This is a genomic window from Nocardioides xinjiangensis (assembly GCF_017916455.1).
Lineage (GTDB): Bacteria > Actinomycetota > Actinomycetes > Propionibacteriales > Nocardioidaceae > Nocardioides > Nocardioides xinjiangensis.
Genome location: NZ_JAFMSY010000003.1, coordinates 39,060 through 62,650, shown reverse-complemented (window position 1 = coordinate 62,650; position 23,591 = coordinate 39,060). Strand labels below are relative to the sequence as shown.

21 protein-coding genes are annotated in these 23,591 nt (G+C 73.9%); 8 read left to right on the top strand and 13 right to left on the bottom strand.

The window, feature by feature from the left end; all coding sequences use genetic code 11:
- Window positions 1–116: 116 nt before the first annotated feature.
- Window positions 117–275 (top strand): DUF5679 domain-containing protein, encoded by a 159-nt coding sequence (locus J3P38_RS13750; RefSeq protein ID WP_090969683.1) that lies wholly within the window; start codon window positions 117–119, stop codon window positions 273–275.
- A gap of 125 nt (window positions 276–400) precedes the next feature.
- Window positions 401–904 carry a hypothetical protein gene (locus J3P38_RS13745; RefSeq protein ID WP_210440335.1) on the top strand — a complete coding sequence of 168 codons (504 nt, stop codon included), beginning with the start codon at window positions 401–403 and terminating at the stop codon, window positions 902–904.
- Window positions 905–920: 16 nt separating this feature from the next.
- Here J3P38_RS13745 and J3P38_RS13740 read toward each other — a convergent pair whose 3' ends face one another.
- From J3P38_RS13740 to J3P38_RS13720, 5 genes are all read right to left on the bottom strand, one after another.
- The gene (locus tag J3P38_RS13740) at window positions 921–1,088 is read right to left on the bottom strand and encodes a hypothetical protein (RefSeq protein WP_210440334.1); all 168 of its coding nucleotides are present in this window, start codon (window positions 1,086–1,088) and stop codon (window positions 921–923) included.
- 141 nt (window positions 1,089–1,229) lie between these two features.
- Window positions 1,230–1,424 (bottom strand): hypothetical protein, encoded by a 195-nt coding sequence (locus J3P38_RS13735; RefSeq protein WP_210440333.1) that lies wholly within the window; start codon window positions 1,422–1,424, stop codon window positions 1,230–1,232.
- Window positions 1,425–1,471: 47 nt separating this feature from the next.
- Window positions 1,472–1,852, bottom strand: coding sequence for a WhiB family transcriptional regulator (locus J3P38_RS13730; protein ID WP_210440332.1), 381 nt, complete (start codon window positions 1,850–1,852; stop codon window positions 1,472–1,474).
- A gap of 112 nt (window positions 1,853–1,964) precedes the next feature.
- Window positions 1,965–2,150, bottom strand: coding sequence for a hypothetical protein (locus J3P38_RS13725; protein WP_210440331.1), 186 nt, complete (start codon window positions 2,148–2,150; stop codon window positions 1,965–1,967).
- Between the two features lie 176 nt (window positions 2,151–2,326).
- Complete coding sequence (locus J3P38_RS13720) at window positions 2,327–4,420, bottom strand: ATP-dependent DNA helicase UvrD2 (protein ID WP_210504075.1); 2,094 nt, start codon at window positions 4,418–4,420, stop codon at window positions 2,327–2,329.
- Between the two features lie 32 nt (window positions 4,421–4,452).
- Here J3P38_RS13720 and J3P38_RS13715 point away from each other — a divergent pair, with 32 nt between their 5' ends.
- Window positions 4,453–4,695, top strand: coding sequence for a mycoredoxin (locus J3P38_RS13715; RefSeq protein WP_210440329.1), 243 nt, complete (start codon window positions 4,453–4,455; stop codon window positions 4,693–4,695).
- 48 nt (window positions 4,696–4,743) lie between these two features.
- Window positions 4,744–5,199, top strand: coding sequence for a hypothetical protein (locus J3P38_RS13710; RefSeq protein WP_210440328.1), 456 nt, complete (start codon window positions 4,744–4,746; stop codon window positions 5,197–5,199).
- Window positions 5,200–5,215: 16 nt separating this feature from the next.
- On the opposite strand, the gene nudC is transcribed toward J3P38_RS13710, so the two are convergent.
- A complete protein-coding gene (gene nudC / locus J3P38_RS13705; RefSeq protein ID WP_307807915.1) occupies window positions 5,216–6,139 on the bottom strand; it encodes an NAD(+) diphosphatase in 924 nt (307 codons plus the stop codon).
- A gap of 97 nt (window positions 6,140–6,236) precedes the next feature.
- On the opposite strand from nudC, the gene deoD reads away from it, so the two are divergent.
- Window positions 6,237–6,962 (top strand): purine-nucleoside phosphorylase, encoded by a 726-nt coding sequence (gene deoD / locus J3P38_RS13700; protein WP_210440327.1) that lies wholly within the window; start codon window positions 6,237–6,239, stop codon window positions 6,960–6,962.
- 364 nt (window positions 6,963–7,326) lie between these two features.
- Here the strand turns inward: deoD and J3P38_RS13695 are convergent, their stop codons facing one another.
- From J3P38_RS13695 to J3P38_RS17855, 6 genes are all read right to left on the bottom strand, one after another.
- Window positions 7,327–10,515: an ATP-dependent DNA helicase gene (locus J3P38_RS13695; RefSeq protein ID WP_307807914.1), complete on the bottom strand. Its 3,189-nt coding sequence runs from the start codon at window positions 10,513–10,515 to the stop codon at window positions 7,327–7,329.
- A gap of 53 nt (window positions 10,516–10,568) precedes the next feature.
- A complete protein-coding gene (locus J3P38_RS18440) occupies window positions 10,569–13,802 on the bottom strand; it encodes an ATP-dependent helicase (RefSeq protein ID WP_307807913.1) in 3,234 nt (1,077 codons plus the stop codon).
- 87 nt (window positions 13,803–13,889) lie between these two features.
- On the bottom strand, window positions 13,890–14,996 hold the full coding sequence (bar, locus tag J3P38_RS13685; protein ID WP_210504074.1) for a barbiturase: 1,107 nt from the start codon (window positions 14,994–14,996) through the stop codon (window positions 13,890–13,892).
- A gap of 11 nt (window positions 14,997–15,007) precedes the next feature.
- Window positions 15,008–15,952, bottom strand: coding sequence for a carbamate kinase (locus J3P38_RS13680; protein ID WP_210504073.1), 945 nt, complete (start codon window positions 15,950–15,952; stop codon window positions 15,008–15,010).
- A 107-nt stretch (window positions 15,953–16,059) separates the two neighbouring features.
- Window positions 16,060–16,530, bottom strand: coding sequence for a hypothetical protein (locus tag J3P38_RS13675; protein WP_210440324.1), 471 nt, complete (start codon window positions 16,528–16,530; stop codon window positions 16,060–16,062).
- Window positions 16,531–16,675: 145 nt separating this feature from the next.
- A complete protein-coding gene (locus tag J3P38_RS17855) occupies window positions 16,676–19,306 on the bottom strand; it encodes a thrombospondin type 3 repeat-containing protein (RefSeq protein WP_246850123.1) in 2,631 nt (876 codons plus the stop codon).
- Window positions 19,307–19,543: 237 nt separating this feature from the next.
- Between J3P38_RS17855 and J3P38_RS13665 the strand changes: the two genes are divergently transcribed.
- Window positions 19,544–19,909, top strand: a complete 366-nt coding sequence (locus J3P38_RS13665; RefSeq protein WP_210504072.1) for a hypothetical protein — start codon at window positions 19,544–19,546, stop codon at window positions 19,907–19,909.
- Window positions 19,906–20,589 carry a polysaccharide deacetylase family protein gene (locus tag J3P38_RS13660; protein WP_210440322.1) on the top strand — a complete coding sequence of 228 codons (684 nt, stop codon included), beginning with the start codon at window positions 19,906–19,908 and terminating at the stop codon, window positions 20,587–20,589. Before J3P38_RS13665 ends, J3P38_RS13660 begins: the two co-directional genes overlap by 4 nt.
- Here J3P38_RS13660 and J3P38_RS13655 read toward each other — a convergent pair.
- Window positions 20,568–22,139: a YcaO-like family protein gene (locus J3P38_RS13655; protein WP_210440321.1), complete on the bottom strand. Its 1,572-nt coding sequence runs from the start codon at window positions 22,137–22,139 to the stop codon at window positions 20,568–20,570. The genes J3P38_RS13660 and J3P38_RS13655 overlap by 22 nt on opposite strands.
- A 116-nt stretch (window positions 22,140–22,255) precedes the next feature.
- Here J3P38_RS13655 and J3P38_RS13650 point away from each other — a divergent pair, with 116 nt between their 5' ends.
- Window positions 22,256–23,587 (top strand): ABC transporter substrate-binding protein, encoded by a 1,332-nt coding sequence (locus J3P38_RS13650; RefSeq protein ID WP_210440320.1) that lies wholly within the window; start codon window positions 22,256–22,258, stop codon window positions 23,585–23,587.
- Window positions 23,588–23,591 lie beyond the last annotated feature (4 nt).

Below are 23,591 nucleotides of genomic sequence, written 5' to 3'. Positions count from 1 at the left end.
CCACGCGTGGCGTAGGGTCTCCGACGGAGCACCGGCGACCGCCGGCGCTCCCCGGCGGGCTTCCCCTTCGACAACCCCGTCGCGACGACCACGAAGAAACAAGCAAGGAGGCCGTCATGGCGGAGACCTGGAGCGGCGAGTTCTACTGCGTCAAGTGCAAGGAGAAGCGCGAGGCGGAGGGCGAGATCAAGGTCAACGACAAGGGCACCAAGATGGCCAAGGGCGTCTGCCCGGTCTGCGGCACCAACTTGAACCGGATCCTCGGCAAGGCGTGAGCCTCACCCCGTGAGCTGATCCGCGGCGGCGTCACCCATCGGGTGGCGCCGCCGCTGCTTTCCCGCCGGCCGCGTCCCCTGTGGACGACGCCCCGGCCGACCGGGGCGCGTGGCAGCCTCGGCTCATGACCGGCTCCGCCCCTTCCGCCCCGCTGCGCGCGCAGCTCGACTGCCCGGACGTGTGGCACCGGCCCGTGGTCGGCGCGCTGGCCGCCGCCGGGGTCGTGGTGGACGACGCCGCGGCCGTCGGCGTCGCGGTGACGCCGGGCCGCCTCGTCTCCGCGAGGATCGACGACTGGAGCGTCGCCTCGCTGCCCCACCTGCTCGTCGCCGTGCGTCCCTGGGCCGTCGAGGTCGGCCCCTGGGCCGCACCCGGGATCGGGCCGTGCGCACGGTGCGTGGCCGCGGCCGTGCTCGACGAGGGCGACCGCACCTGCACGGACCACCTGCCGCCCCCACTGCTGGCCCTCGCCGCCGGCGCCGCCGCCCGCGACCTGGTGGCGTGGGGCCGGGGCGAGCCGCCGCACTCGTGGCTCACGTCGTGGCGCCACGACCACGAGCCGCTGCCCACCGCCCGCCGCTGGCAGCGGCACCCCTACTGCGGGTGTGCGTGGTTCGACCTCGGGTGAGCCGTCCCGGACGGGGTCACCACCACTCGCTGTCGAGCTTGCTCTCCATCGCGCGCAGGTGGCTGCGCGAGCAGGTGTCGCAGAAGGACCGCCTCCGGCCGTTCTCGACCGCCGTCGTCCACGTCAGGGTCTCGGCCTCGGGTGCCTGCGTGCCGCAGAAGTCGCACGTCACGGGCTCGCTCACGCCTCGAAGGCTACTCCTGACGACCGGTTGGGCCGCGCGCCGAAATCGACACGAGCCGGTACGTCGCCACCGTGACGACGTACCGGCTCGTGCTGTGCTCACCCGCGATCAGGGCGAGAGCCTCCCCCAGAGGGGGATCGATCAGATCGCGCGGGCGAGTGCGAGACGCGCCTGCTGCGCGGCCTGCTCGGCCTTGCGGCTCATCCGACGGGCCAGGGCCAGCTGGTGGCCGCGTCGCAGTTCGTGCGCCTCTCCCAGGCGCGCGGACATTTGCGCGCGTGCGAGTTCTTCGTGCATGAGATTCATGTCGGTGCTTCCGTTCCGGTAGGTCTTCATCGATGTTTTCCTGTGTTTCCTCGGTGGAGTCGGGTTCGCGGTGGCGCCTACGCGGCTGCCCCGTCCTTCTGGTCCTGGCTGGCCTGTACGGCGACCTGCTCGGACTTGCGGGGCCGGCCTCGCGGCCGCTTGCGCGGGATCACCACGCCCTGGAGGAAGAGCTCGCCTCCCCAGACGCCCCACGGCTCACGCCGCTCGAGGGCTCCGTCGAGGCACAGCGCCTGCACGGGGCAGTCGGTGCAGAGGGCCTTGGCGTGCTCCACGTCCGCGGGGGACTCGGCAAACCACAGCTCTGCGTCGTTGACGCGGCAGGGCAGCAACTCCTCATCCACCTCGGCAGCTGCGTCGTGCAGGGCTCCGAGCGGGGCCTGGGGCTCCAGCTCGGGCGTGACGTCGGCAGCTCGGCGGTCGAGAACGCTGATGGTCATGTGTTCACCTCCTCCTCGTTGACCTGATCGCGGGTGTGACGGACAAACAGAAAGGCCGCGGATCCCGGGTTCGGGTTCCGCGGCCTGGAGGCTGCCGGTGCGAGGTTGTGACCTAGCTCGACGGACTCCAGGCGGGAGAACCCGGGAAATCGCCCTTGACGCGCACGATGGCGGCGGCGTCGCCCTGGACAGCCACCACGCCGGCGCCGAGGGCGCGCGTGTACGCGCAGGGGCGGCCGAGGGTGGACATGCCGAAGGACGGCGTCCACGCCGTCATCGTCATCGTGTTGTTCTCCATGGGGGCCACCTCCTTCGGGGCATCGGGCGCGGATCGTTGTCAGCGATCCCAGTGCGCGGGTCGTGAGTGGAACGTTAGACCCCGGCGTACGTCAGGGGCAAACGATTTAGTGGCCATTACATGAAAAAACTTCTGCAGAGCGCCGGACGGCCGCCTGCACGCCCGGTCCGGACCCCTCAACTGGTCTGGACCGCCACGAGGGCGAGCACCTCGTCGCCGTACTTGGCGATCTTGCTCGGGCCCACGCCGCTGATCGCGCGCAGCGCCTTCACGTCGGAGGGCACGTGCTCGGCGATGAGCTGCAGCGTCGCGTCGGTGAACACCACGAACGCCGGCACGCTGTCCTCGGCGGCTCGCGCCAGGCGCCACTCGCGCAGCCGCTCGAAGAGGGCCTCGTCGTAGGACGCCGGACAGCCGGCGCACCGGGCGGTCTTCTTCTCCTGCGCCGTCGACAGCGCCCTGCCGCACTCGCGGCAGTGCAGGGCCGAGCGGTTGCGCCTGCTGCGCTCGCGGCGCTGCCCGGCCACGCCGGGCGCGCCGTCGAGCAGCGGCGCGAGGAAGGGGGAGCTGCCGCGCGTGGGGCGGCCGCCGGGCTCGCGAGCCGCGGCCCAGGAGACGGCGAGCTCGTCGCGGGCCCGGGTCATCGCGACGTAGAGCAGCCGGCGCTCCTCCTCGACCTCCGCCGGGGTCTGCGCCTGCGAGATCGGCATCATCTTCTCGTGCATGCCGGCCACGAAGACGGCGTCCCACTCCAGGCCCTTGGCCGAGTGGATGGTGGCCACGGTGACCGCGTCGGCGACCGGGGCGTGCTGCTCGCTCGCACGTCGGTCGAGGTCGTCGACGAGGTCGCCGAGGCCTGCGTCGGGTCGCTCACGACCGAAGTCCGCGGCGAGGTCGACCAGCGCCTGCAGCGACTCCCAGCGGTTGCGGACCTCTCCCCTGCCCTCGGGCGGGTCGCTGCTGTGCCCCATCTGGGACAGGACGGCCACGACCGCGTCGGCCACCGGTCCGTCGGCCTCCCCGCTGCGCGCCGCGCCTCGCACCAGCGTGATCGCCTGGCGCACCTCGGGACGGTCGAAGAAGCGCGCCGCACCGCGGACGACGTAGGGGATGCCGCGCGCGGCGAGCGCCTCCTCGAAGCGCTCGGACTGCGCGTTGATGCGCAGCAGGACGGCCATCCGGCTGGCCGGCGTCCCCCCGGCCCGCAGCGCCGCCACGCGGTCGGCGACGGCCTCCGCCTCGGCCACCTCGTCGCTCGCCTCGCGATAGCTGATGGCGGCACCGGAGGGCCGCTGCGCGACGAGGTCGACACCCTTGCTCGGGGTGCCGGCGAGCAGCTCGTTGGCGGCCGCCACGACCTGGGGCGTGGAGCGGTAGTTGCGGACCAGCTCGACGCTCGTGGCCGACGGGAACCGCTGCGTGAACTCGCGGAGGTAGCGGGCGTCGGCGCCGGCGAAGGAGTAGATCGTCTGGGCGGGGTCGCCGACCACGCAGAGCTCGTCGCGCCCGCCCAGCCAGAGGTCGAGCAGGGCGTGCTGCAGCGGTGAGACGTCCTGGAACTCGTCGACGACGAACCACTTGTACTGGCGGCGCACCTGGGCCGCGACCGCCTCGTTGTCGGCGAGCAGCCCGGCGCCGAGGAGGAGCACGTCCTCCATGTCCATGCGGCCCTGGCCGCGCTTGACCTCCTCGTAGGCCTCGAAGGCGCGCGCCACCACCTCCGGCTCCAGGCCGGACACCGCCCGGCCACGGGCCCGGGCGATCGCCGCGTAGGTGTCGGGAGCGACGTTGGAGACCTTGGCCCACTCGATCTCGCTGGCGAGGTCGCGCAGCGTCGCCTGGTCGACGCCGAGCCGCTGGCGGCGCGCGGCGAGGGCCAGCATGCCGAGCTTGGACTCCACGAGCTCGGGGAGGTCGCGGTGGTGGACCCGCGGCCAGAAGAACCGCAGCTGGCGCAGGGCGGCCGAGTGGAACGTCCGCGCCTGCACGCCCGGCGCGCCCAGGGCCCGGAGGCGCTCGCGCATCTCGCCGGCCGCGCGGGTGGTGAACGACAGGGCCAGCACCTCGGTCGGCGCGTAGACCCCCTGCGCCACGCCGTGGGCGATGCGGTGCGTGATCGCGCGGGTCTTGCCGGTGCCCGCGCCGGCGAGCACGCGGACCGGCCCGCGCAGCGCCTCGGCGACCTGTCGCTGCTCGGGGTCGAGCGCTTCGAGCAACGGAACAACTCCTGCGAGGTCGTGGTTGACAGGGGTGGGAACCACCCGTTCCATCACCCTAGACGCCGGAGGGGACACTCCATCCCATGACCTTCACGATGTTCACCACGCCCTGGTGCGGCTACTGCCACCGCCTCAAGAGCCAGCTCGACCGCGAGGGCATCGAGTTCTCGATCGTCGACATCGAGCAGCAGCCCGACGCGGCGCTCACCGTCGAGCAGGCCAACGGCGGCAACCAGACCGTGCCGACGCTGCTCTTCACCGACGGCAGCACGCTCACCAACCCCTCCGTGGCGCAGGTCAAGGAGAAGCTGGCGGCTCTCGCGTGAGCACCGCCCGAGCGGGACGCCACGCCGGACCGGGGTTAGCCTGACGTCGTGTCACTGCTGAACTCGATCGACCGCGACCACGTCCTCACCGCGATGGAGACCTGGGACGCGGCAGGTGGCGCCAACTACATGCTCGTGCGCGGCGGCGTCTCGACGCACGTGCTGGTGCACCACGGCAGGGAGTACGACGCCGCGGCGATCGCCGGCATCGCGCATGGTCTCGCGACGGGCCGCACGCTCACTCCTGCCGACATCCCCGGCGGCGGCGCCGGTGCCAGCAAGGCGCTGACCCGTCTGGGGTTCGACATCCGCGACGACTCGCCCCCGAGCACCCGCGTGCCGGGCACCCGCGCGAGCACGCCGCGTACGACGTCGGCTCGCGGCACCGGGACGCCGCGGCCGTCGCGGCCGTCGCGGGTGGCGGCCACCGACAAGCCCGTCGACCTCTGCCCGCGCTGCTTCATCGCCCTGCCCGCGACAGGTGTCTGCGACACCTGCGACTGACGCCGCAGGACCCCGCTCAGCCCCAGCCGGGGCCGTCGAGTGGGCGGCCGAACCAGCTCTCGATGAGCGAGGACGAGATCGAGACGCCCCGCGGCACGAGCAGCTCGCCTGCGCGGGCGGCGGCCTCGAAGTCGGTGCGCGTCCACCAGCGCGCCTCCTCGATCTCGGCGCCGTCGACGTCGATCTCGGTGGTCACGGCCCGGCCGGTGAACCCGAGCATGAGGCTCGCGGGCAGCGGCCAGGGCTGGCTGCCGAAGTAGGTCACCTCGCCCACCGTGACCCCGACCTCCTCGGCGACCTCGCGCCGCACGGCGTCCTCGAGCGTCTCCCCCGGCTCGCAGAAGCCGGCCAGTGTCGACCACCGCCCGGCCGGCCAGGCGACGTTGCGGCCCAGCAGGATCGCCTCGTCGTCCCCCTCGCCATGGGTGATCGCCATGATGACGGCGGGGTCGGTGCGCGGGAACTGGGCGCGGTCGCACTGCGTGCACCGCAGCTCGTGGCCGGCGGCCCGGCTGACCAGCGTCCCACCGCAGCGCGGGCAGAAGCGGGTGGCGTGGTGCCACTCCGCCAGGCCGATCGCGTGCATGAGCAACGGCGCCTGCCCGGTCGCGTCTTGGGCCAGCAGCGGGAGCACCGCGCGCAGCGGCACCCACTCGTCGGCGCTGCCGGGAGCGTCGGCGGGGTCGACCACCACCGCCACGTGCACGACGCCGTCGCGGTCGCCGAGGAGCACCAGCGTGCCCTCGGGCGCCTCCTGCGGTGCTGTCCACTGCACGCTGCCCTCGACCGGGCGCAGCCGGATGCCGGCCACGACCAGCACGCGCGTCGCCGGGTCCGACATGCGCTCGGCGAGCCACGCCTCGTCGGTCCGGCGCAGCCCCATGCGGTTGTGTGCGTGGGCCGAGAGGGCGACGTGCGGCAGGGGGCGCTGGGCGGTCACGCCGTCAGGCTAGCCCCGGCTCCCGCGACCGCCGCCCGGACGCCCCACGGGGTCGCCGCGACCGGCGGGGACCGCGTCACTGCCTAGGCTGGGCGCCGTGAGCACCCACATCGGCGCCCAGCCGGGCGACATCGCCCCCACCGTCCTGCTCCCCGGCGACCCCCTGCGAGCGAAGTGGATCGCCGAGACCTTCCTCGACGAGGCCCGCTGCTACAGCGAGGTCCGCGGGATGTACGGCTACACGGGCACCTGGAACGGTCATCCCGTGTCGGTGCAGGGCTCGGGGATGGGCCAGCCGTCGATGTCGATCTACGTCAACGAGCTGTTCACCGACTACGACGTGCAGTCGATCGTGCGGGTGGGCTCGTGCGGCGCCGTCACGGAGGCCGTCGGGGTGCGCGACCTCGTCATCGCCTCCGGCGCGTGCACGGACTCCTCCATGAACCGGATCACCTTCCACGGCATCGACTACGCACCGGTGGCCGACTTCGGCCTGTTGCGGCGGGCGGTCGAGGCCGCGGAGGCACGGGAGGGCGGGTCGCCGTTCCACGTCGGCCTCATCTTCTCCAGCGACTCCTTCTACCCGACGCGCCCCGAGCTCCTCGGCGAGATGGTGGGCTACGGCGTGCTCGCCGTCGAGATGGAGGCCAGCGCGCTCTACACCCTCGCCGCGAAGCACGGCCGCCGCTCGCTCGCGATCTGCACGGTCTCGGACCACATCGTCACGGGCGAGGAGACGACGGCGCAGGAGCGGGAGCAGACCTTCGGCGAGATGGTCGAGATCGCGCTGACGGCCGCGTTCGGGTCCCCGGGCGGTGCGTGAGGCAGCTTTCGAGGCGCGGGAACCTGCCCCACTCACCGCTGCCGGGGCGGCGACCGCACGGGCGGTGCGTGAGGCAGCTTTCGAGGCGCTAGAACCTGCCCCACTCACCGCTCCCGGGGCGGCGACCGCACGGGCGGTGCGTGAGGCAGCTTTTCGAGCGTCAGAACCTGCCTCACACACCGCTCCCCGGGCGGTCAACGTACGGGCGGTGCGTGACGCAGCCTTTCGAGCGCCAGAACCTGCCTCACTCACCGCTCTCGGGCGGTGACGCAGCTTCTCAAGCGCCAGAACCTGCACCACACACCGCTGCCGGGCCCCCCGGGCATACGCCCGCGCCCATACGCCCGTACGCGCGACCCCGGGGTCAGAGGTCGGAGAGCAGGCGCTCGAGGCCGTCGCGGTCGGGCAGGTCGGCGGGCTCGACCGTACGGCCGGACCGCACGTAGTGGAACACGGCACGCACCCGGTCCAGCGGCGTCCCGGTGAGCTCCGACCAGGCGAGCCGGTAGAGGGCCAGCTGGAGCGGGTCGGCGGTCTCGTGGCGGTTGGTCTTCCAGTCGACGAGCAGGAACCCGCCGTCGGGCTCGGCGTAGACGGCGTCGATCCGGCCGCGCACCACCTGGCCGCCCAGGACCAGCGCGAACGGCGCCTCCACGGCGTGGGGCGCGCGGTCGCCGAACGGTCCGTCCTCGAACCGCTTGACCACTTCTCCGAGGTCGGCCTCGTCGTCGATGCCTGCGTCGGCGCGGCCGGGGAGCTCGTCGGGCTCGATGAGCGCCTGCTGGCCGAAGCGCTCCTCGACCCACGCGTGGAAGGCGGTGCCGAAGCGCGCCGCCGGCGCGGGTGGTCTGGGCATCGGCCGAGCGAGCTCGCGGGCGAACGCTGCGGGGTCGTCGCGCAGCCTGGCCAGCGAGGTCACCGAGAGGCTGCTCGGCAGCGGCAGGTCGACCGTCGTCGCGCGCTCGGCCCGCGCCTCGGCGAGGAGCTGCGCCAGGTCGTCGTCCCACTCGGCCACCCGGGCGGCCTCCACCATGTCGAGGCCCTCGTCGGGGGCGGTGCGGTCGACGGACCGGACGAGCTCGGCTGCCGCGAGCCGCCGGCGAGCCTCCTCCCCCGGGCCGGGGACGGGCCAGGGGCGGGAGGTGTCGACGTCGTCGTTGGGGTTCGGCGACCTGGGCGGCGGCTTCTCCAGCCAGCGCTCGACCGGCCGACCCCACTCCTCGAGCTGCTCGCGCACCACCCGCTGGTAGTCGGAGGGCCCGAACGGCGTGGAGCGCTGGCCCCAGACGTACGACGTCACGCACAGGTGGTGAGCCGCCCGGGTGAAGGCGACGTAGCCGAGCCGCAGCTCCTCCTCGGCGTCGTGGGCCTTGGTGGCGGCGCGGTAGGCGTCGAGCGCGGCCTTGTCGTGGCCCTGCAGCTGCGGCTGGTCGGCGCGGTCGCCGCGGAGCGGCGCGGGCAGGACCGCGGGCGAGGAGGTCCAGAGCGTGCGGGACCTGTTGCTGGGGAAGCGCGTCTCCCCCACCCCGACGCAGAAGACCGACGACCACTCCAGGCCCTTGGCACGGTGGACCGTCACCAGCTTGACGGAGTCGGCGGCGGTCGGGGTCGCCACGTCGAGGCCGTTGCCCTGGTCGTCCTCCGCGGTGAGGTAGGCGAGCAGCGCCGGGAGCGTCACGTCGCCGTCGACAGACTGGAACTCCGCGACGGCCTTGACGAAGAGGTCGAGGTTGTCGCGTCGGGCCGCCGCGGCCGGCGAGGTCGCCGAGGCCAGCTCGACGTCGACGCCGGTCGTGTCGATGATGCGGCGCACCACGTCGAGCAGCGGGTCGCCGACGTGGCCGCGCAGGCGGCGGAGCTCCGCCGCCAGCAGCGCGAACCGGTCGCGCGCCTCGGGCGAGTACGCCGCCTCCCCCGGCGACTCGAGCGCGTCGCTGAGCGCCGGGAGCTCGGAGGCGTCGATGCCGTCGGCGATCTGGAGCAGCTGGTCGGCGATGGTCGCCGTCGCCGCACGACCGCGGACGCCGGCGACCTCGGCGGCGCGCTCGGCCAGCAGGCGCAGGTCGCGCGGCCCGATCGCCCACCGCGGTCCGGTGAGCAACGTGAGCATCGCGGCGTTGGCGGTGACGTCGTGCAGCAGCGTCAGGGTGGCGACGACCTCGGCCACCTCGGGCAGCCGGATGAGGCCGGACAGGCCGACGATCTCCACCGGGACCCCGGCCGCGGTGAGCGCGTCGTAGACCTCCTCGGCCTGCGCGTTGTCGCGGCTGAGAACCCCGATGTCGGACCAGGCGGTGCCGTCGTCGTGGACGCGCCGGACCTCCGTGGCCAGCCATGCGAGCTCGTCGACGGAGCGCTCGAACACGTGCGCCTCGACGCGGCCCTCGGCGGCCCCGTCAGCCGCCCGCAGCCGGGCCACCTTGTCGCCGTAGGCGGCCAGCAGCGGCTCGGCGAGCCGGTTGGCCACGTCGAGGATGCGGCAGTCGGACCGCCGGTTGACAGTGAGCGGCAGCCGGCCCGGCTCTCCGTCGGGGACCGGGAAGGTCTCGGCGAAGTTGAGGATGTTCGACACCGAGGCACCGCGCCAGCCGTAGATCGCCTGGTTGGGGTCGCCGACGGCCATCACCGGGTGGCCGAGCCCGTGGTCGACGTCGGGACCCGAGAACAGCCGGGCCAGCATCGTGGCCTGCGCGACCGAGGTGTCCTGGTACTCGTCGAGCAGGACCACCTTGAAGCGCCTGCGCTCCAGCTCGCCGACCTCCGGCTGGTCGTCCACCAGCCGCGCAGCGAGCGCGATCTGGTCGCCGAAGTCCATCAGGCCGAGGTCGGCCTTGAGCGTGCGGTAGCCCGTGACCAGCTGGAGCAGCTCGGCCCTCCGGTCGATGGCGTTGATCGCCTTCGCCGGTCCCTCGAGGTAGGTCTTGCGGGCCTTGCCGGCCAGCTCCTCCTCGATGGCGCGCTCGAACCCGCGGCGCGCCTCCCCGTCGACGCGGCGTACGTCGTCGGCGTCGACGAGGTGCTCGCTCATCGCGCCGTCGAGGGCGAGGAGGTTCTGGATGGCGGTCGCCGGGTGGTCGGTGAGCAGCTCGATGCGGCCGGTGAACCGCTCGATGACCCGGGCGCCGACCTGGTAGCGGGAGGCGTCAGAGACCACGCGGGTGTCCGGCTCGTGGCCGATGCGGAGGCCGTGGTCGGTGAGCAGCGTCGCGGCGTAGGCGTGGTAGGTCGCCACGGTCGGCTCCAGCACGTCCTCGCCCTCGGCGACCACCGAGCGGTCCAGCAGCCCGGCGGCGCCGAGGGCGGTCGTGACACGGTGGCGCAGCTCGGCGGCGGCCTTGGTGGTGAACGTGAGCCCCAGGACCTCCTCGGGGCGGACCTTGCCGGTCGCGACCAGCCACACCACCCGCTGCGCCATGAGGGTGGTCTTGCCGCTGCCGGCGCCTGCGACGACCACCGTGGGCCGCAGCGGCGCGGTGATGGCGGCCCACTGCTCGTCGCTGGGGGCGTGGCCGCCCATCAGGGCCTGGAGGTCCCGGGGCGAGTCGAGCCGCACCGGCGGGCTTCCGGGAGTCGGGGAGGCGGGAGTCGGGGAGGTGGGAGCCTGGGTCACTGGACGGTCACGCTCCCTGCGCCCTTTGCCGGGCAGATGGGGACGAAGGGGCACTCGCGGCAGTGGGCGCCCGCGGTCGCCGGGAAGGTCTCGGCCCGCACCAGGTCGGCCGCCCGGGCGAGGGCGGTGCGCAGCACGGTGCGCTCGGGCCCGCCGTCGGCGTGCGGCGGCTGCGCCTGCACCTTGGCGCGCGCGGAGTCGTCGTCGATACCGAGCTGCACGAGCTCCGCGCCCCCGGAGGCGACGGCCCGGCCGGCCGCCTCGTCGAGCGCGCCGGTGTCGACGGCGTACTGGTAGAGGGCGAGCTGGAGGTTGCCGGCCACGGCGGGACCGGTGGGCGCGCTGCGGGCGCTCTTGAAGTCCACGACGACGACCCGACCGGCGTCGTCGATCTCGAGGCGGTCGGCGAACCCCGTGAGCAGCACCGGGCGCCCGTCGACGTCGACCGTGCTCTGGAAGCGCTGCTCGGCGCCGAGGACGGCGCGGGGGTTGTCGAGGTGCCACTGCACGAAGCGCGCCACCGCCTTGCGGATCCGGGCGAGCTCGCGCTGGCGCGACCACGGGGTGCGGAACGCCAGCCGGTCCCAGACGGCCTCGACCTCGGCCATGAGCGGCTCCACCTCCGCGGCGAGCTCGCCGACCGCGACCCGTTCGGCGAGGGCGTGCAGCACCTGGCCGAGGTTGGCCGACTGGTGGACCGTCGAGACGCCGCCGGCCTCTCGCTCGAAGAACCACTGGGCCGGGCAGACCAGGATCGACTCGAGCATGCTGGCAGAGACCGGCACCGGCCGGTCGGGATCGCGGATCGGCGCCACGGACCGCGTGGCGCTGCGGGTGCCCCACCAGGTGGACGGGTCGGCGGCAGGCACCAGCTGGCGGCCGTCGGCCTCCTCGGCCGCGAGGGCGGCGAGGCGTCGCGCCGCGGCCTCGCGGAGCGCGGGTGACACGGCAGGGTCGGCAGCGGTGCGACGCAGCTCGGCCACGAGGCCCCCGAGGGACAGCGGACGCGGCGGGCGACCGTCCTGGTGGTCGATCGTGACCCCGAGCTCCTCGAGGAAGCGCGAGGGCTGCTCGCCGTCGTCCTCCCGTGAGCGCACGGCGGTCACGACGAGGCGTCGCCGCGCCCGGGTGCAGGCGACGTAGAACAGGCGCCGCTCCTCCATCAGCAGCGCCCGGGTGGTGACGGGCGGGACGAGGTCGGGGTGCCCGGTCGCGTCGACGCCGATGCGGTCGGCGCCGAGCAGCGTCGTGCGGCGGCGCAGGTCGGGCCAGCCCTCCTGCTGCACGTGCGCGACGACGACGAGGTCCCACTCCAGGCCCTTGGAGCGGTGCGCCGTGAGCAGCCGCACGGCGGCGCCGCGCACGCCCTGCTCGGCGAGCGTGTCGGCCGGCAGCTGCTGGGCCACCACGCTGGCGAAGAAGGTCGCGACCCCGACGTGGTCGCGCTGGTCGACGGCGCGGGACGCGAGGTCGAACAGGGCCACGACCGCGTCGAGGTCGCGGTGCGCCCGGCGCGCTCCCGCGCCCCCTGCCTCGACCTGCCGCCGGAGCCGCTGGGGCCAGGCCGTCGACGACCACAGGTGCCAGAGCACGTCCTCCACGCCGGCCCGCTGCGCCAGCATCCGCGCGCCACCGCGCAGCAGGTCCGCCAGCGCGGCGGCGCGCTGCACGTCGGGACCGTCGAGCCCGTCGAGGAAGCCCAGCTCCACGACCGCCAGCCGCAGCAGCTCGCGGGAGGTCCGTCGGGCCGCGGCGTCGGGCACCTCCTTCTCGCGGGCGCGCAGGCGGCGCACGAGTGCGCGGAGGTCGGACGCGTCGAGGCCGCCGAGCGGCGAGAGGAGCAGTGACTCGATGCGGCCGGGGTCGAGGTGGTCGGGCGAGTCGGGGTCGTCGTTGTCGAGGTTGACCACCGCCCGCAGGGCGTCGAGCAGCGGCAGCACCGCCGGGTCACGCGCCAGGGGCAGGTCGTCGGACGCGACCTCGACGGGGACCCCGGCGGCGGCCAGGGCGCGCCGCAGGGGCGGGATGCTGGTGCGTCCCGACCTGACCAGCACGGCCATCCGGTCCCAGGCGATGCCGTCCTCGAGGTGCGCGCGGCGGAGGAGGTCGGCGAGCCGCTCGGCCTCGGCGCGCTCGGTGTCGTAGGTGACGACCTCCACGCGGCCGGGACCCTGCGGCCCCGGGACGGCCTCGGGCGCGAGGAACGCGTCACGGGCGGAGGCGTCGATGCTGCCGGTCAGGGTGAGCCGCTGGGCCACCCGCCCCGCGGCGAGGAGGATCCGGGGACCGAACCGTCGGGTGCGCTGCAGGACCACGACCGGGGCGGGGGCGCCGGAGGCGGTGGGGAAGCTCGCGGGGAAGTCGAGGATGCCGCGCACGTCGGCGCCGCGGAAGCCGTAGATCGACTGGTGCGGGTCGCCGACGACCGTGAGGTCGCGGCCGTCGCCGGCGAGGGCGCGCAGCAGCGCGACCTGGCCGGGATCGGTGTCCTGGTACTCGTCGACGAAGACGTGGCGCCACCGGGCGCGGAGCTCGTCGCGGTGGGCCTCCGCCTCGATGACCGCGCGGCGGATCAGGTCGGAGTAGTCGGTGGCGCCGAGGTTGTCCAGGACCGTGAGGTACTGCTCGAGGAACAGTCCCGCGGCGACCAGCTCGGGCAGGTCGTGCTCGATGCCGAGCGCGCGCAGCCCGGCCGGGTCGAGTCCCTTCTCCCGCGCCCGCGCCAGGACGGCCTGCACCTCGCGGACGAAGCCGCGGGTGCCGGCCGCCCGCCGCAGGGGCTCGGGCCACACCACTGACTCGGGGTTGTCGCGGAGCAGCTCGCGCAGCACCACGTCGGCCTCGGGAGCCGACAGCAGCCGGATGGCCCCCTCGTAGAGCTCGGCGAAGGCGTACTTGCGCACGAGCGCGTAGGCGAAGGAGTGGAACGTCGAGCAGGACGCCGCCGACGTCGTGCGCGCCACGCGCGCGGTGACCCGGTCGCGCAGCTGCTCGGCGGCCTTGCGCGAGAACGTCAGGGCCAGCACCGAGTCGGGCGAGGCCCCGCGTCGCTCGATGCGGTCGACGATCGCCTCGACCAGCGTGGTGGTCTTGCCGGTGCCCGGACCGGCGAGCACGAGGAGCGGGCCGCCCTCGTGGTCCACCACGCGCCGCTGGTGCTCGTCGAGCTCGGGCACCACGACCTCGCGGTCGGGGCGCACGAGCCGGTAGCGGACGGTCGGGGTGCTCACAGTGACACCCCATCACGAGGGACCGACAGTGTCCCGCCGGTCCCGCGCAGCGGCGGGCGCGTGTCGGGTCGGTCCCGCTGGCCCCGATCAGCCCAGGTCGACGATCGCGGCGACCGGACCGCCGCCCTCGGGACCCTGGTGGGCGGCGGAGACGGAGACGAACACGGCCGGGTCGCCGGTGACGGCCGCGGTGACGCCGCCGACGCACGCCTTGATCTGGCGGTGCCAGTGGACGTCGGAGTCGTCGAGCATCGCGTTGCGCCGGCCGCGGACCATGCCGTCCTGGCTGGCCTCGCACTTGAGGAAGACGTTGACGAGCCTGCCGTCGAGGTCGCTCGTGCGCGGGCGCTCGGGCAGGTCGAGGCCGGCTGAGCGGATGGCCTCCCAGATGCCGTCGGCGTCGAGGGCGTCCTTCATCACCGAGTGGCCGATGCGGTAGCGGCCACCCACCCCCGTGGCGTTGCCCACGACGACGATCTGCGCCTGGTCGAGCTCGACGCCGGAGGAGCACGAGGCCACCGAGGAGTACAGGTCGCGGTCGTGCATGACGTCGGCGTCGGTCGGCATCTCGATCTCGCCGAGCGCGACGGCGATGCCGAGGCCGGTGACGCCGTTGGAGAGGTCCATCGACTCGTGGGTGTGCTCGGTCCACACCTTCTTCCCGCGGGACTTGGCGTCGCGGATGGTGTGGATGGTCAGCAGCGGCGTCTTGGTCTGCACGTAGTGGACGTCGGCCGGGTCGGTGATGCCGGCGCGCTCCATCGCCACCTTCACCCCGGCGGCGACCTTCTCGATCATCGCGGTGTAGCCGATCTCCTCGGGGAGGATCGGCTCGCTCATGGCGAAGCCGGCGGTGAGCCGCATCTCCTGGCGCGACGGGTCGTCCTCGGGGACGTCGGTGGTCGCGAAGATCGTCGCGTGGGGGCTGATCACGCCGTCGGTGCCGCCCGACCACACGATCGGCACGCCCTTGACCTGCTCGGGATCGGCCCCCTTGGCCACGAGCGCCTCGCGGAAGGCCCGGTCGGCGATGATCCGCGTGTAGTCGTTGACGCCACCGTTGCCCTCGGTCTTGCCGATGATGGCGAACACCCGGTCGGCGGCGATGACCCCGTCGTCGATGAGCTTCGTCAGCTCGGAGGCGTCGGCGACCGAGTGGATCGGGACCTTGCGGACTTCGATGGCGCTGGGCATGGCGGTTCCTTTCAGGATGCTTCCACGGGGAGTACGACGGTGCCGGCGTCGCCGGTGACCGCCGCGGTGATCTGGTCGAGACTGGTGATCACGCCGGTGCCGCCGGTGGCCTCGACGAAGCGGCACACCGCGTCGACCTTGGGGCCCATCGACCCGGACGCGAAGTGCCCCTCGGCGGCGTGCGCCCGCATCCGGTCGACGGTGAGGCGGCCGAGCGGCTCCGCGTCGGGCTCGCCCCAGCGGACCACCGCGTGCGGCACGTCGGTGGCGACGACGAGCACGTCGGCGCCGGTCGTGCGGGCGAGCAGCGCGGCGCCGAGGTCCTTGTCGATGACCGCCTCGACGCCGGCGAGCGAGCCGTCCGGGCGGCGTACGTGCGGGATGCCGCCGCCGCCGTTGGCGATCACCACGAAGCCCGCCTCGATGAGGGCGAGCACGGCGGGGGCGTCGACGATCTCGCGCGGCTCGGGGGACGCGACGACGCGGCGCCAGCCCTTCTCGCCGCGGTCCTCCCAGGTCTCGCCGTGGCCGACGAGCACCTTCGCCTCGGCCTCGGTGAGGTGGCGCCCGATCGGCTTGGTGGGTCGGGTGAAGCCCTCGTCGTCGGCGTCGACGACGGTGCGGGTGACCAGCGCGGCGCTGCGCCGGTCGAGCCCGCGCGCGGCCGTCTCCCGGTCGAGCGCGTCCATCAGGACGAAGCCGAGCGTGGCCTGCGTCTGCGCCCCGCACCAGTCCAGCGGCACGGGCGGAACGACGCCGGCGGCGAGCTCGTTCTTCACGAGCAGGTTGCCGACCTGCGGGCCGTTGCCGTGGGTGACCACGACCTCGTGGTCGTGCTCGAGGAGGCCGGCGACGGCCGCCATGGCGACCTGCGCGGCGGCGATCTGGTCCTCCGGGCGCGCCCGCCCGTCGGCGTTCGTCATGGCGTTGCCGCCGAGCGCGAGCAGGACCCTCATGCGGCGACCCTAGTGATCGTGCGCGGGGTCCCCCACCGGCAACAGTTGTCAGTGGCTGCGCCCGCTGAGCGCAGGTGTTGCCAAGGGGTGGGCGTCGAGCCGCAGGCTCAGCCCAGCGCCGCCCCGCACTCGGCGAGGGCCGCGCGCATGGCGGTCCGCCAGCCGTCCGGGTCCCTCGCGTGACCGGCGGCGTGGGCGGCCTCGAGGGCTGCGTCGAGGTCGCCGAGCGCGGCGTCGGACTCGGCCGCCCGCCCGGACTCGATGATCGCCCAGTCGAGCAGGAGCACGGAGGCGGCATAGCGCGCCCTCCTCCGCTCCTGTCCCGACTCCGCCGCCTCGCCGGCCCTGGTGGTCAGCTCGCAGGCCGCCTCGGCGTGCTGGCGGGCCTCGGTGCCCGGCCGGGTCTCGCCCTCCTCGGTCTGCACCGCCACCAGGGCGAGCGCACACAGGGTCGCGGCGGTGACGAGCGCCGCGGCCAGCACCACGAGGTGCCTGCTCCTGCGGACCGGGGGGCCGGACGCGGCGGTGCGCCTGCTCGGGTCGCCGCTGCGTCGTGCAGCGCCTCTGGACGAGCTCACGGTGGGGCCTCTCTCGGGACCGCGTGGGTCGATGGGCGGGACGATCGGCCGGCGCGTCGTGGAGCCGCTGGCCGATGGCGGGCCGGCCCCGAGGGGACCGGCCCGCCGACCCGGCGTGACCTGGGGTCACGCGCCGGGCTGGGAGCTACCGACCGAGGCCGACGCGCGTCTTCCTGCCGGGGTAGGAGGTGGCGTCGTAGGGGTCCGTGCCCTGCGACCGCTCCTTGGCGTTGGAGTGCCCGTCGCCGTCGATGTCGGTGTCACACGCATCGCCCTGCCCGTCGCGGTCCAGGTCGGCCTGACCCGGGTTGGGCTGCTTGAGGCAGTTGTCGCGCGAGTCCGCGACACCGTCCCCGTCCCGGTCCGTGCCGGGCGCGGTGTGGACGACGGTGCGCACGTCGGTGGCGAGGACCTCGTCGTCCTGCATCCACACGGTCCGGACCTCGCGGGCCCCCGCCGGCACCGTGACGTCGATCGCGAAGGTGTCGGGTCCGTTGCTGGACTCGACCTCCTCGCTCGCCGCCTCGACCCCGTCGACGAAGACGGTGACCGTCTCGTCGGACGGCACCGGGCACCCGGTGCTCCCCGGCGCGGCCACGTCCGGGCACGCGTCGTCGCCGTCGGCGACGCCGTCACCGTCGGTGTCCACGGGCGTCTCGCCCTCTGCGGGACCGCTGGGCACGATCGTGGCCTGCAGCGTGTAGGTCGTCGACGGCACGCCCACGACGAGGTAGGGGTCGACCGTGATGTCGAGCGTGCCCTGCACGTCCTGCAGGACGAGCCGCTCGGGCTGACCCGCGGTGGCCGCCGAGCCCGACGCCGCACCGGTCACGACCATGTCGAGGTCGCTGGCGTCGGGCCAGGTCATCAGCAGCTCGACCGTGCTCTTCTCCGGCACGGGGAGGGCGAAGCGGTGCCCGGGTCCGCCGGTCACGCCGAGGGTGCTGTCGGTGACCACGAACGTGTTGCCCCCCGCGCGCTGGAGGTCGACGGTGTCGAGGACGGCGCCGCCGGTGGTGCCGCCGCTCGTCCCGGAGGAGGCGGTGGTCGTGGCGGCGGGCTGCACGCCCGCCGGGGCGGCCACGCCGATGCCTCCCTCGTCCGGTGCGCGGTCGTCGGCCACGACGGTCCACATGTTCGTCGGCGCGCGGTAGCTGGTCAGCGCGAAGACGTCGTACGGCGCGGTGACCTTGGCGCCGGCGAGGTAGCTGCGCGGGATGCGGAAGGTGACGGTGCCGGCCGTCGCGTCCCACTCCGACCACTCGCTGGGCAGCTCGGTCTCCATGGAGTGGTCGTAGGTGACCACCGTGGCGGGGTTGCGCGGGTCGGGGATCGTCGACTCGATCTCGCGGCCGTCGATGCTCACCCCGTACTTCGGGAGCCCGACGACGCCCTCCGGCCAGAGCTGGTCGACCTTCACCGTGGCGACCACGTCGAGGTCGGTGACCTCCACCTGCACGTTCGCGATGTCGGTGACCGGCGTGAGCGAGTCACCGTCGGCGTCGTCGTGGGAGGCGCTCGCGGAGGTCGGCGGACCGTCGAGGGGGCGTCGCTCCACGGTGCCGGCCACCTGCAGCCGGCCGTCCGCCGTCTCCGCCCCGTGCTCGGGACTGCTGAGGGTCAGCACCGGGGTGCTGGTCTCCTCCGGCTCCGGCGAGAAGTCCACCGGGTCGCCCGGGACCAGGCCGAGGTCCGGCTGCGGGCAGTCCCACACGGAGCCGGTCGAGGACGCGTAGAGGTGGTCGTCGGGGTGCTGGACCTGGAACGGGTTGGCCCCGTCCCCGGCGGCGTCGTTGGGCTCGAGGCGGTCGGCCGCGGTGACCGTGCCGTCGCCGTCGACGTCGAGGTAGCGACTCATCCGGACCGCGAAGGCCTCGACGTTGAGGGTCGAGACGCACTTGTTCTGGCCCACCGGATCGGCGCTGTACGCCATGATGTCGGTGGTGGGGACCGGGCCCCACTCGCCCTCGGCCCCGTCACCGACGTGGCCCAGGGTCAGGCAGTGGCCCGTCTCGTGGAGCACGAGGTCGTAGAGCGAGAACGTGTCGGTCTTCCCGGGCACCGGGTCGATGGCGCCGTTGACGGAGAAGCAGACGTTGCCGCCCTTGCCGCCGCAGTCCTCGACGTACGTCCCGCCGCGGGTCTCGTGGTGGGAGTCGAACCCCGGGAGCATCTCCCAGGCGTCGAGGTCGAAGGGGTTCTCCACGTTGTGGCACGGGACGCCGTCCTCGTCCACGATGCCCAGCTCGCCGCCGAGGTAGACCGGGTCGACGCCGATCCCGAGACCGCCCGCCGGGTTGCTGGCGATGACCACGATCTCCGGGTCCACGAGGGGGTACGTCGTGAGCTCGCCGCCGCCGTCGCCGGTGAGGTCGATGGTGTCCACGGTGATGTGGAAGTCCACCCCGTCGCGGAGCCAGCCGAGGCCCATCTCGTCGGAGAGGTAGTCGATGCCGCCCTCCCAGGACTGGACGGCCTGGCGCATGATCCGGAGGTCGCGCTCCGCCGTCGGGGAGGCCGGGACCAGGATGGCCACGTCGACCTGCGGGGAGTCGAGGGCGTTGAGGCCCAGCTTGCCGTGGTAGCAGACGTTGGCCGGGTTGTCCCGGCTCATGTCCTTGATGCAGCCGGGCGGCAGGTTGCCGTCACCGAAGTAGGGGCCGACGTAGTCGTCGGCCGGGCTGGCCTGGGCCGGCGAGGAGTAGGTCGAGGCGATCCCCACCAGGGAGACGCTCGCCAGCACCGGAGCGAGGACGAGGGACAAGGGTTTGCGCAACGGTCGTTCCTTTCGAGGCGCCCGTGAGGGTTCGGGCGGCCGGGGCCGTGAGCGCCGGCGGTGGCCGGCCACGACCGGTGGCACGGGGGGAGCCACCGGCAGGCACAACGTCCGGCGATCGGCGGAGTTACGCAGATCACATCGGCGGTGACCCGGCGCGGCGCGGCTCGCAGTGCTCCGTGCCGGCGCCGGCCTCGGAGCGCTCGGTCCAGGACGTCGCTGTGACAGGCTCGGGCCGTGCTGCCCGCCGACCTGCCCGACGACCTCGCCACCGAACCGGCGCGCGACGTCCTGGCGGCGCTGGCGTCCTGCCGCGCCGCCGACCTCGAGCGCGAGGGCATCGCGATGTACGTCGCCGTGGTCGACGCGCGCCCTGGCCGTGGCAGCAGCGACCAGCCGGGCGCCTCGTCCCGTCCGGCAGACACCCGCCTGGCGGAGCTGTTCGACCACTACCACGACGCACTCGCCCGAGCCGGCTTCCCTCGACCCGCGCACGAGCCGCCGGACGCCCCCGACCTCACCGGCGGAGGGCGCGAGCTCATCGACGTGCTCGTCGTGCTCAGCGACCACCACCTGCACGCTCGACCGCAGGAGGTGTCGTGAGCGGCGTCCTCGAGCCGGCCCGCCAGCGCGCCGCCTTCGCCGCGGGTCGCTACGTGCGCGTGGTGAACTGGCACAACACCCCCGCCACGGACCGGTCCACGCTGCGGGCGGAGCTGGCCTGGTACGCCGCCCGGTTCGACCCGGTGCTGCCCGAGCACCTCGACCGGTTCGTCGAGACCGGCGACTGGGGGCTCGAGCGACCCGGCTTCGTGCCGTGCTTCTACGACGCCTACCGCAACCACGTCACGGTCGCCGTGCCGGCCCTCGAGGAGCTCGGCCTGACCGGCTGGTTCCTCCCGCCGACCGGTGCCCTCGACGTCCCGCACGAGCAGCAGCGCGACTACGCCGCGGCGCACGCCATCGACCTGCTCCCCGACGAGCCCGACGGCCCGTGGCTGATGACGTGGGACGACCTCGCTCGGATCGCCGAGCGGCACGTCGTCGCGGCGCACACCGCGCACCACACCGGCGCCGACGAGATCCTCACCGCCGAGGACGTCGAGCGGGAGGTGCACGAGCCGGTGCGGCTGATCACCGAGCTGACCGGGACGGTGCCGCCCGCCTTCGCGTTCCTGCACGGCACGGTGCCGGTGCCGGGCACGGTCGCCGGCGACGCGGTGCTGGCCTCGGGCGTCAGGTACGCCGTAACGAACACCGCCTACGTGCGCATCGCCGACTGACCCCCGGCCCCTGCGCGTGCCAGCGCGACCTGCGCGGCGTGCCATCCGGGCTCGCGGTACAGCGGCAGCAGTGACCCGGCCACCGCGTCGAGGGCGTGCCGGTCGAGCCAGGCCGGGCCCCCAAGCCGCTGCTCGGCCTCCGCCGTCAGGTGCACCCGAGCCCACCCGGCCGGCGCCTCCCCCACGCGGACGAGGTCGGTGCGCCCCGCCTGCACGAGGCGGCGCACGTTGCGCTCACCGATCCGGCCGTAGGCGACCGTCTCCACCTCGAGGCCGGGCACCAGCACCTTCGCGGCGTGCACCCCGTCCTCGGGCGCCGGGGAGAGGTCGGCGACGAGCACCTCGTGGCCCTCGGACTCCAGACGGCCGCACAGGACCGCGAGCACGTCGTCGCCGGCCACCGCCTCGCTCGGGAGGTCGGTGAAGCGGACGGTGGTCCTGCGCGCCAGCACCTTCCCGCGCAGCAGCGGCTCCCAGTGCTCGCGCGGCGCCCTCAGCCAGGCGAGCATCGCCGCGAGCACCCGCTGCTCCTCGCCGGCGGGGTCGACCGCCTCCACCTGGGCGAGGAACTCGGGCGGCGCCACGCCTCGGACGGCGTCGAGCGGGCCGTGCATCAGCTGCTTGCGCGCCCGGGCGCTGGCGAACTCCAGCACGGCCTTGCGCAGCGCCTCCTCGCGATCGGGATGCACCGCCTCGCCGCACGCGGTGGCCGAGAGGATGTCGTCGTCGTCCGCCATGCCGACCACGTCGATGTTCGCCATGCCGAAGTCGGTCGCGGCCAGCTTGGCGACGACGTCGACGCCGGCGGCGCGCAGCCGGTCCAGCACGGCGAGGGTCTCGGCGTCGCGCACCCCGTCGAGGTCGAGGACGACGCCGGTGTCCATCGCCCGGAAGGTCAGGCCGTTGCCGTCACGCTGCAGGACCTCCAGGACGCCGTGCGCGATCGCCTGCTCGAGCCGCCCGCCGGCACCGAGCCCGTTGGTCACCGGGGTGACGAGCCAGCCGCCCGGCGCCGCCTCTGCCGGCAGCTCGCCGCGCGCGCTGGCGACCAGCTCGGCGGGCGCGAGCACCTGCTCGTCGGTCAGGCTCCCGCCACGCAGCCGGCGCAGCGCCCACCACGCCAGCGGCCGGTCGTCGTCGAAGTCCGTCCCGGCGGGGAGGCCGAGCAGACGGGGGTCGACGACGCCGTGGTGGCCGTGCCGCCGGCGCATCTCGCGGGTGGACCCGCGCTCGACCTCCCGTCCTGCCAGGGCGAGCCGCGAGCCCACGTGCTCGACGCACTCGCCGAGCGCCCCGACGCGGGCCCTCAGCTCCGTGGCGCCGTAGCCGAGCCCCGACGTGGTGGACTCCCCGCGACCGTCCGCGCCGGTCCACCACGTCGCCCACACCGGTACGCCGACGCGGTCGAGCTGCGTGACCGGGAACTCGATCAGCCGATCGGGGCCGAGGGCGGACACGAACCGCTCGGCCACCTCGCGCAGCGCGGCCTCGACGTCTCGCGCCTCGTCCGGTCCGTGCGCTGCCGAGGATGCACCCGCCCCGCCCGTCACCCGGTCAGGGAAGCGGACCCGGAGCCGAGCGGTCAATCACGGTCCACCGCCCCGCGCGCCGCCGTCTCGCCCAGAAGGGTGGTGGCGGCCGTCCGGCGATCCGCGAAGGTGTCGTGATGAACGCGCGTCCCGCGGGCCCGCCGGCACTCCACCTCTCCCGTCGGACGCTGCTCGGCGCCGTCGGCGGCGTGACGGCCGCCTCGTCGCTGAGCGCCTGCGGCGGCTTCTCGCGGCAGGAGAGCGGCGGCGGTGGCGGCTCGGACACCCTGCGCTTCAAGACGTGGGCGAGCGACGCGGAGAAGAACGCGTTCACCCGGCTCGTCGCGGCCTTCAACGAGGCCGAGGGCGTGAGCGTCGAGCTCGAGGTGGTGCCGTACGCCGAGATGTTCACCGCCGTCGACACCGAGCTGCAGGCCGGCAACCCGCCCGACGTCTTCCGGGTGGACTACCCCACGCTCGGCACGTACAGCAGCACCGACCAGCTGCTCGACCTCGGCGACCAGCTCGACGACGACCTCACGGGCGACCTCATCCCGGCCCTGTTCCAGGCGGTCCAGTACAACGGGACCCCCTACGGCGTCCCGCACCAGACCGACACCACGGCGATCGTCTACCAGCCGCGGCTGCTGCGCGAGGCCGGCATCGCAGGGGTCCCGGACTCGCTGGACTCGGCATGGTCCTGGCAGGAGTTCGCCGACGTCGCAGAGCAGCTGCGGGGGTCCTTGCCCGACGGGGTCTTCCCGTTCGCCTACGACTGGCAGCAGCTCGGCGCCTACCGGTGGCTGACCTGGCTCTTCGAGGCCGACGGCCGCTTGCTCGGCGACGACCTGCGCACCCCGGCGATCGTCAGCGCGGAGGGTCGCAAGGCACTCGAGTACACGCGCCAGTTCCTCCAGCGGGGCTGGGTCCCGCCCAACACCTCGGTGAAGGGCGCCACCTACCCCGACACGGCGTTCGCCTCGCAGAAGGTGGCGATGGCCTTCGTCGGCGACTTCCTGCTGCCCTCGCTCGAGACGAGCATCGGCGACGGCTTCGAGTGGCAGGTGACCTACCAGCCGCGCGACGTCCGCGCGAGCACCGACCTGGGCGGCAACGCCCTGGTCGCCGCGGCCGCCACGGACAACGCCGACCTGGCGGCGACCTTCCTGCGCTTCATGGTGGATCCCGACAACATGCGCACCTTCTGCGAGGAGACCACCGAGCTGCCGACGCGTCAGTCGCTCGTCGACGCCGAGCTCGACTTCGCCGTGCGTCCCGACCTCATGCCCACCTTCGTCGAGCAGGCGACCACCATGACGCCAGACGACGTGGCGCAGGTGACCGTTCCGTTCTTCGCCGAGATCAACACCGTGCTGCAGAACGAGCTCGAGCTGTGCTTCGTGGACGGTCAGTCGGTGGACGACACGCTCACCAACATCGCCGACGCGCTCGAGTCCGCGGCCGGCTGAGGTC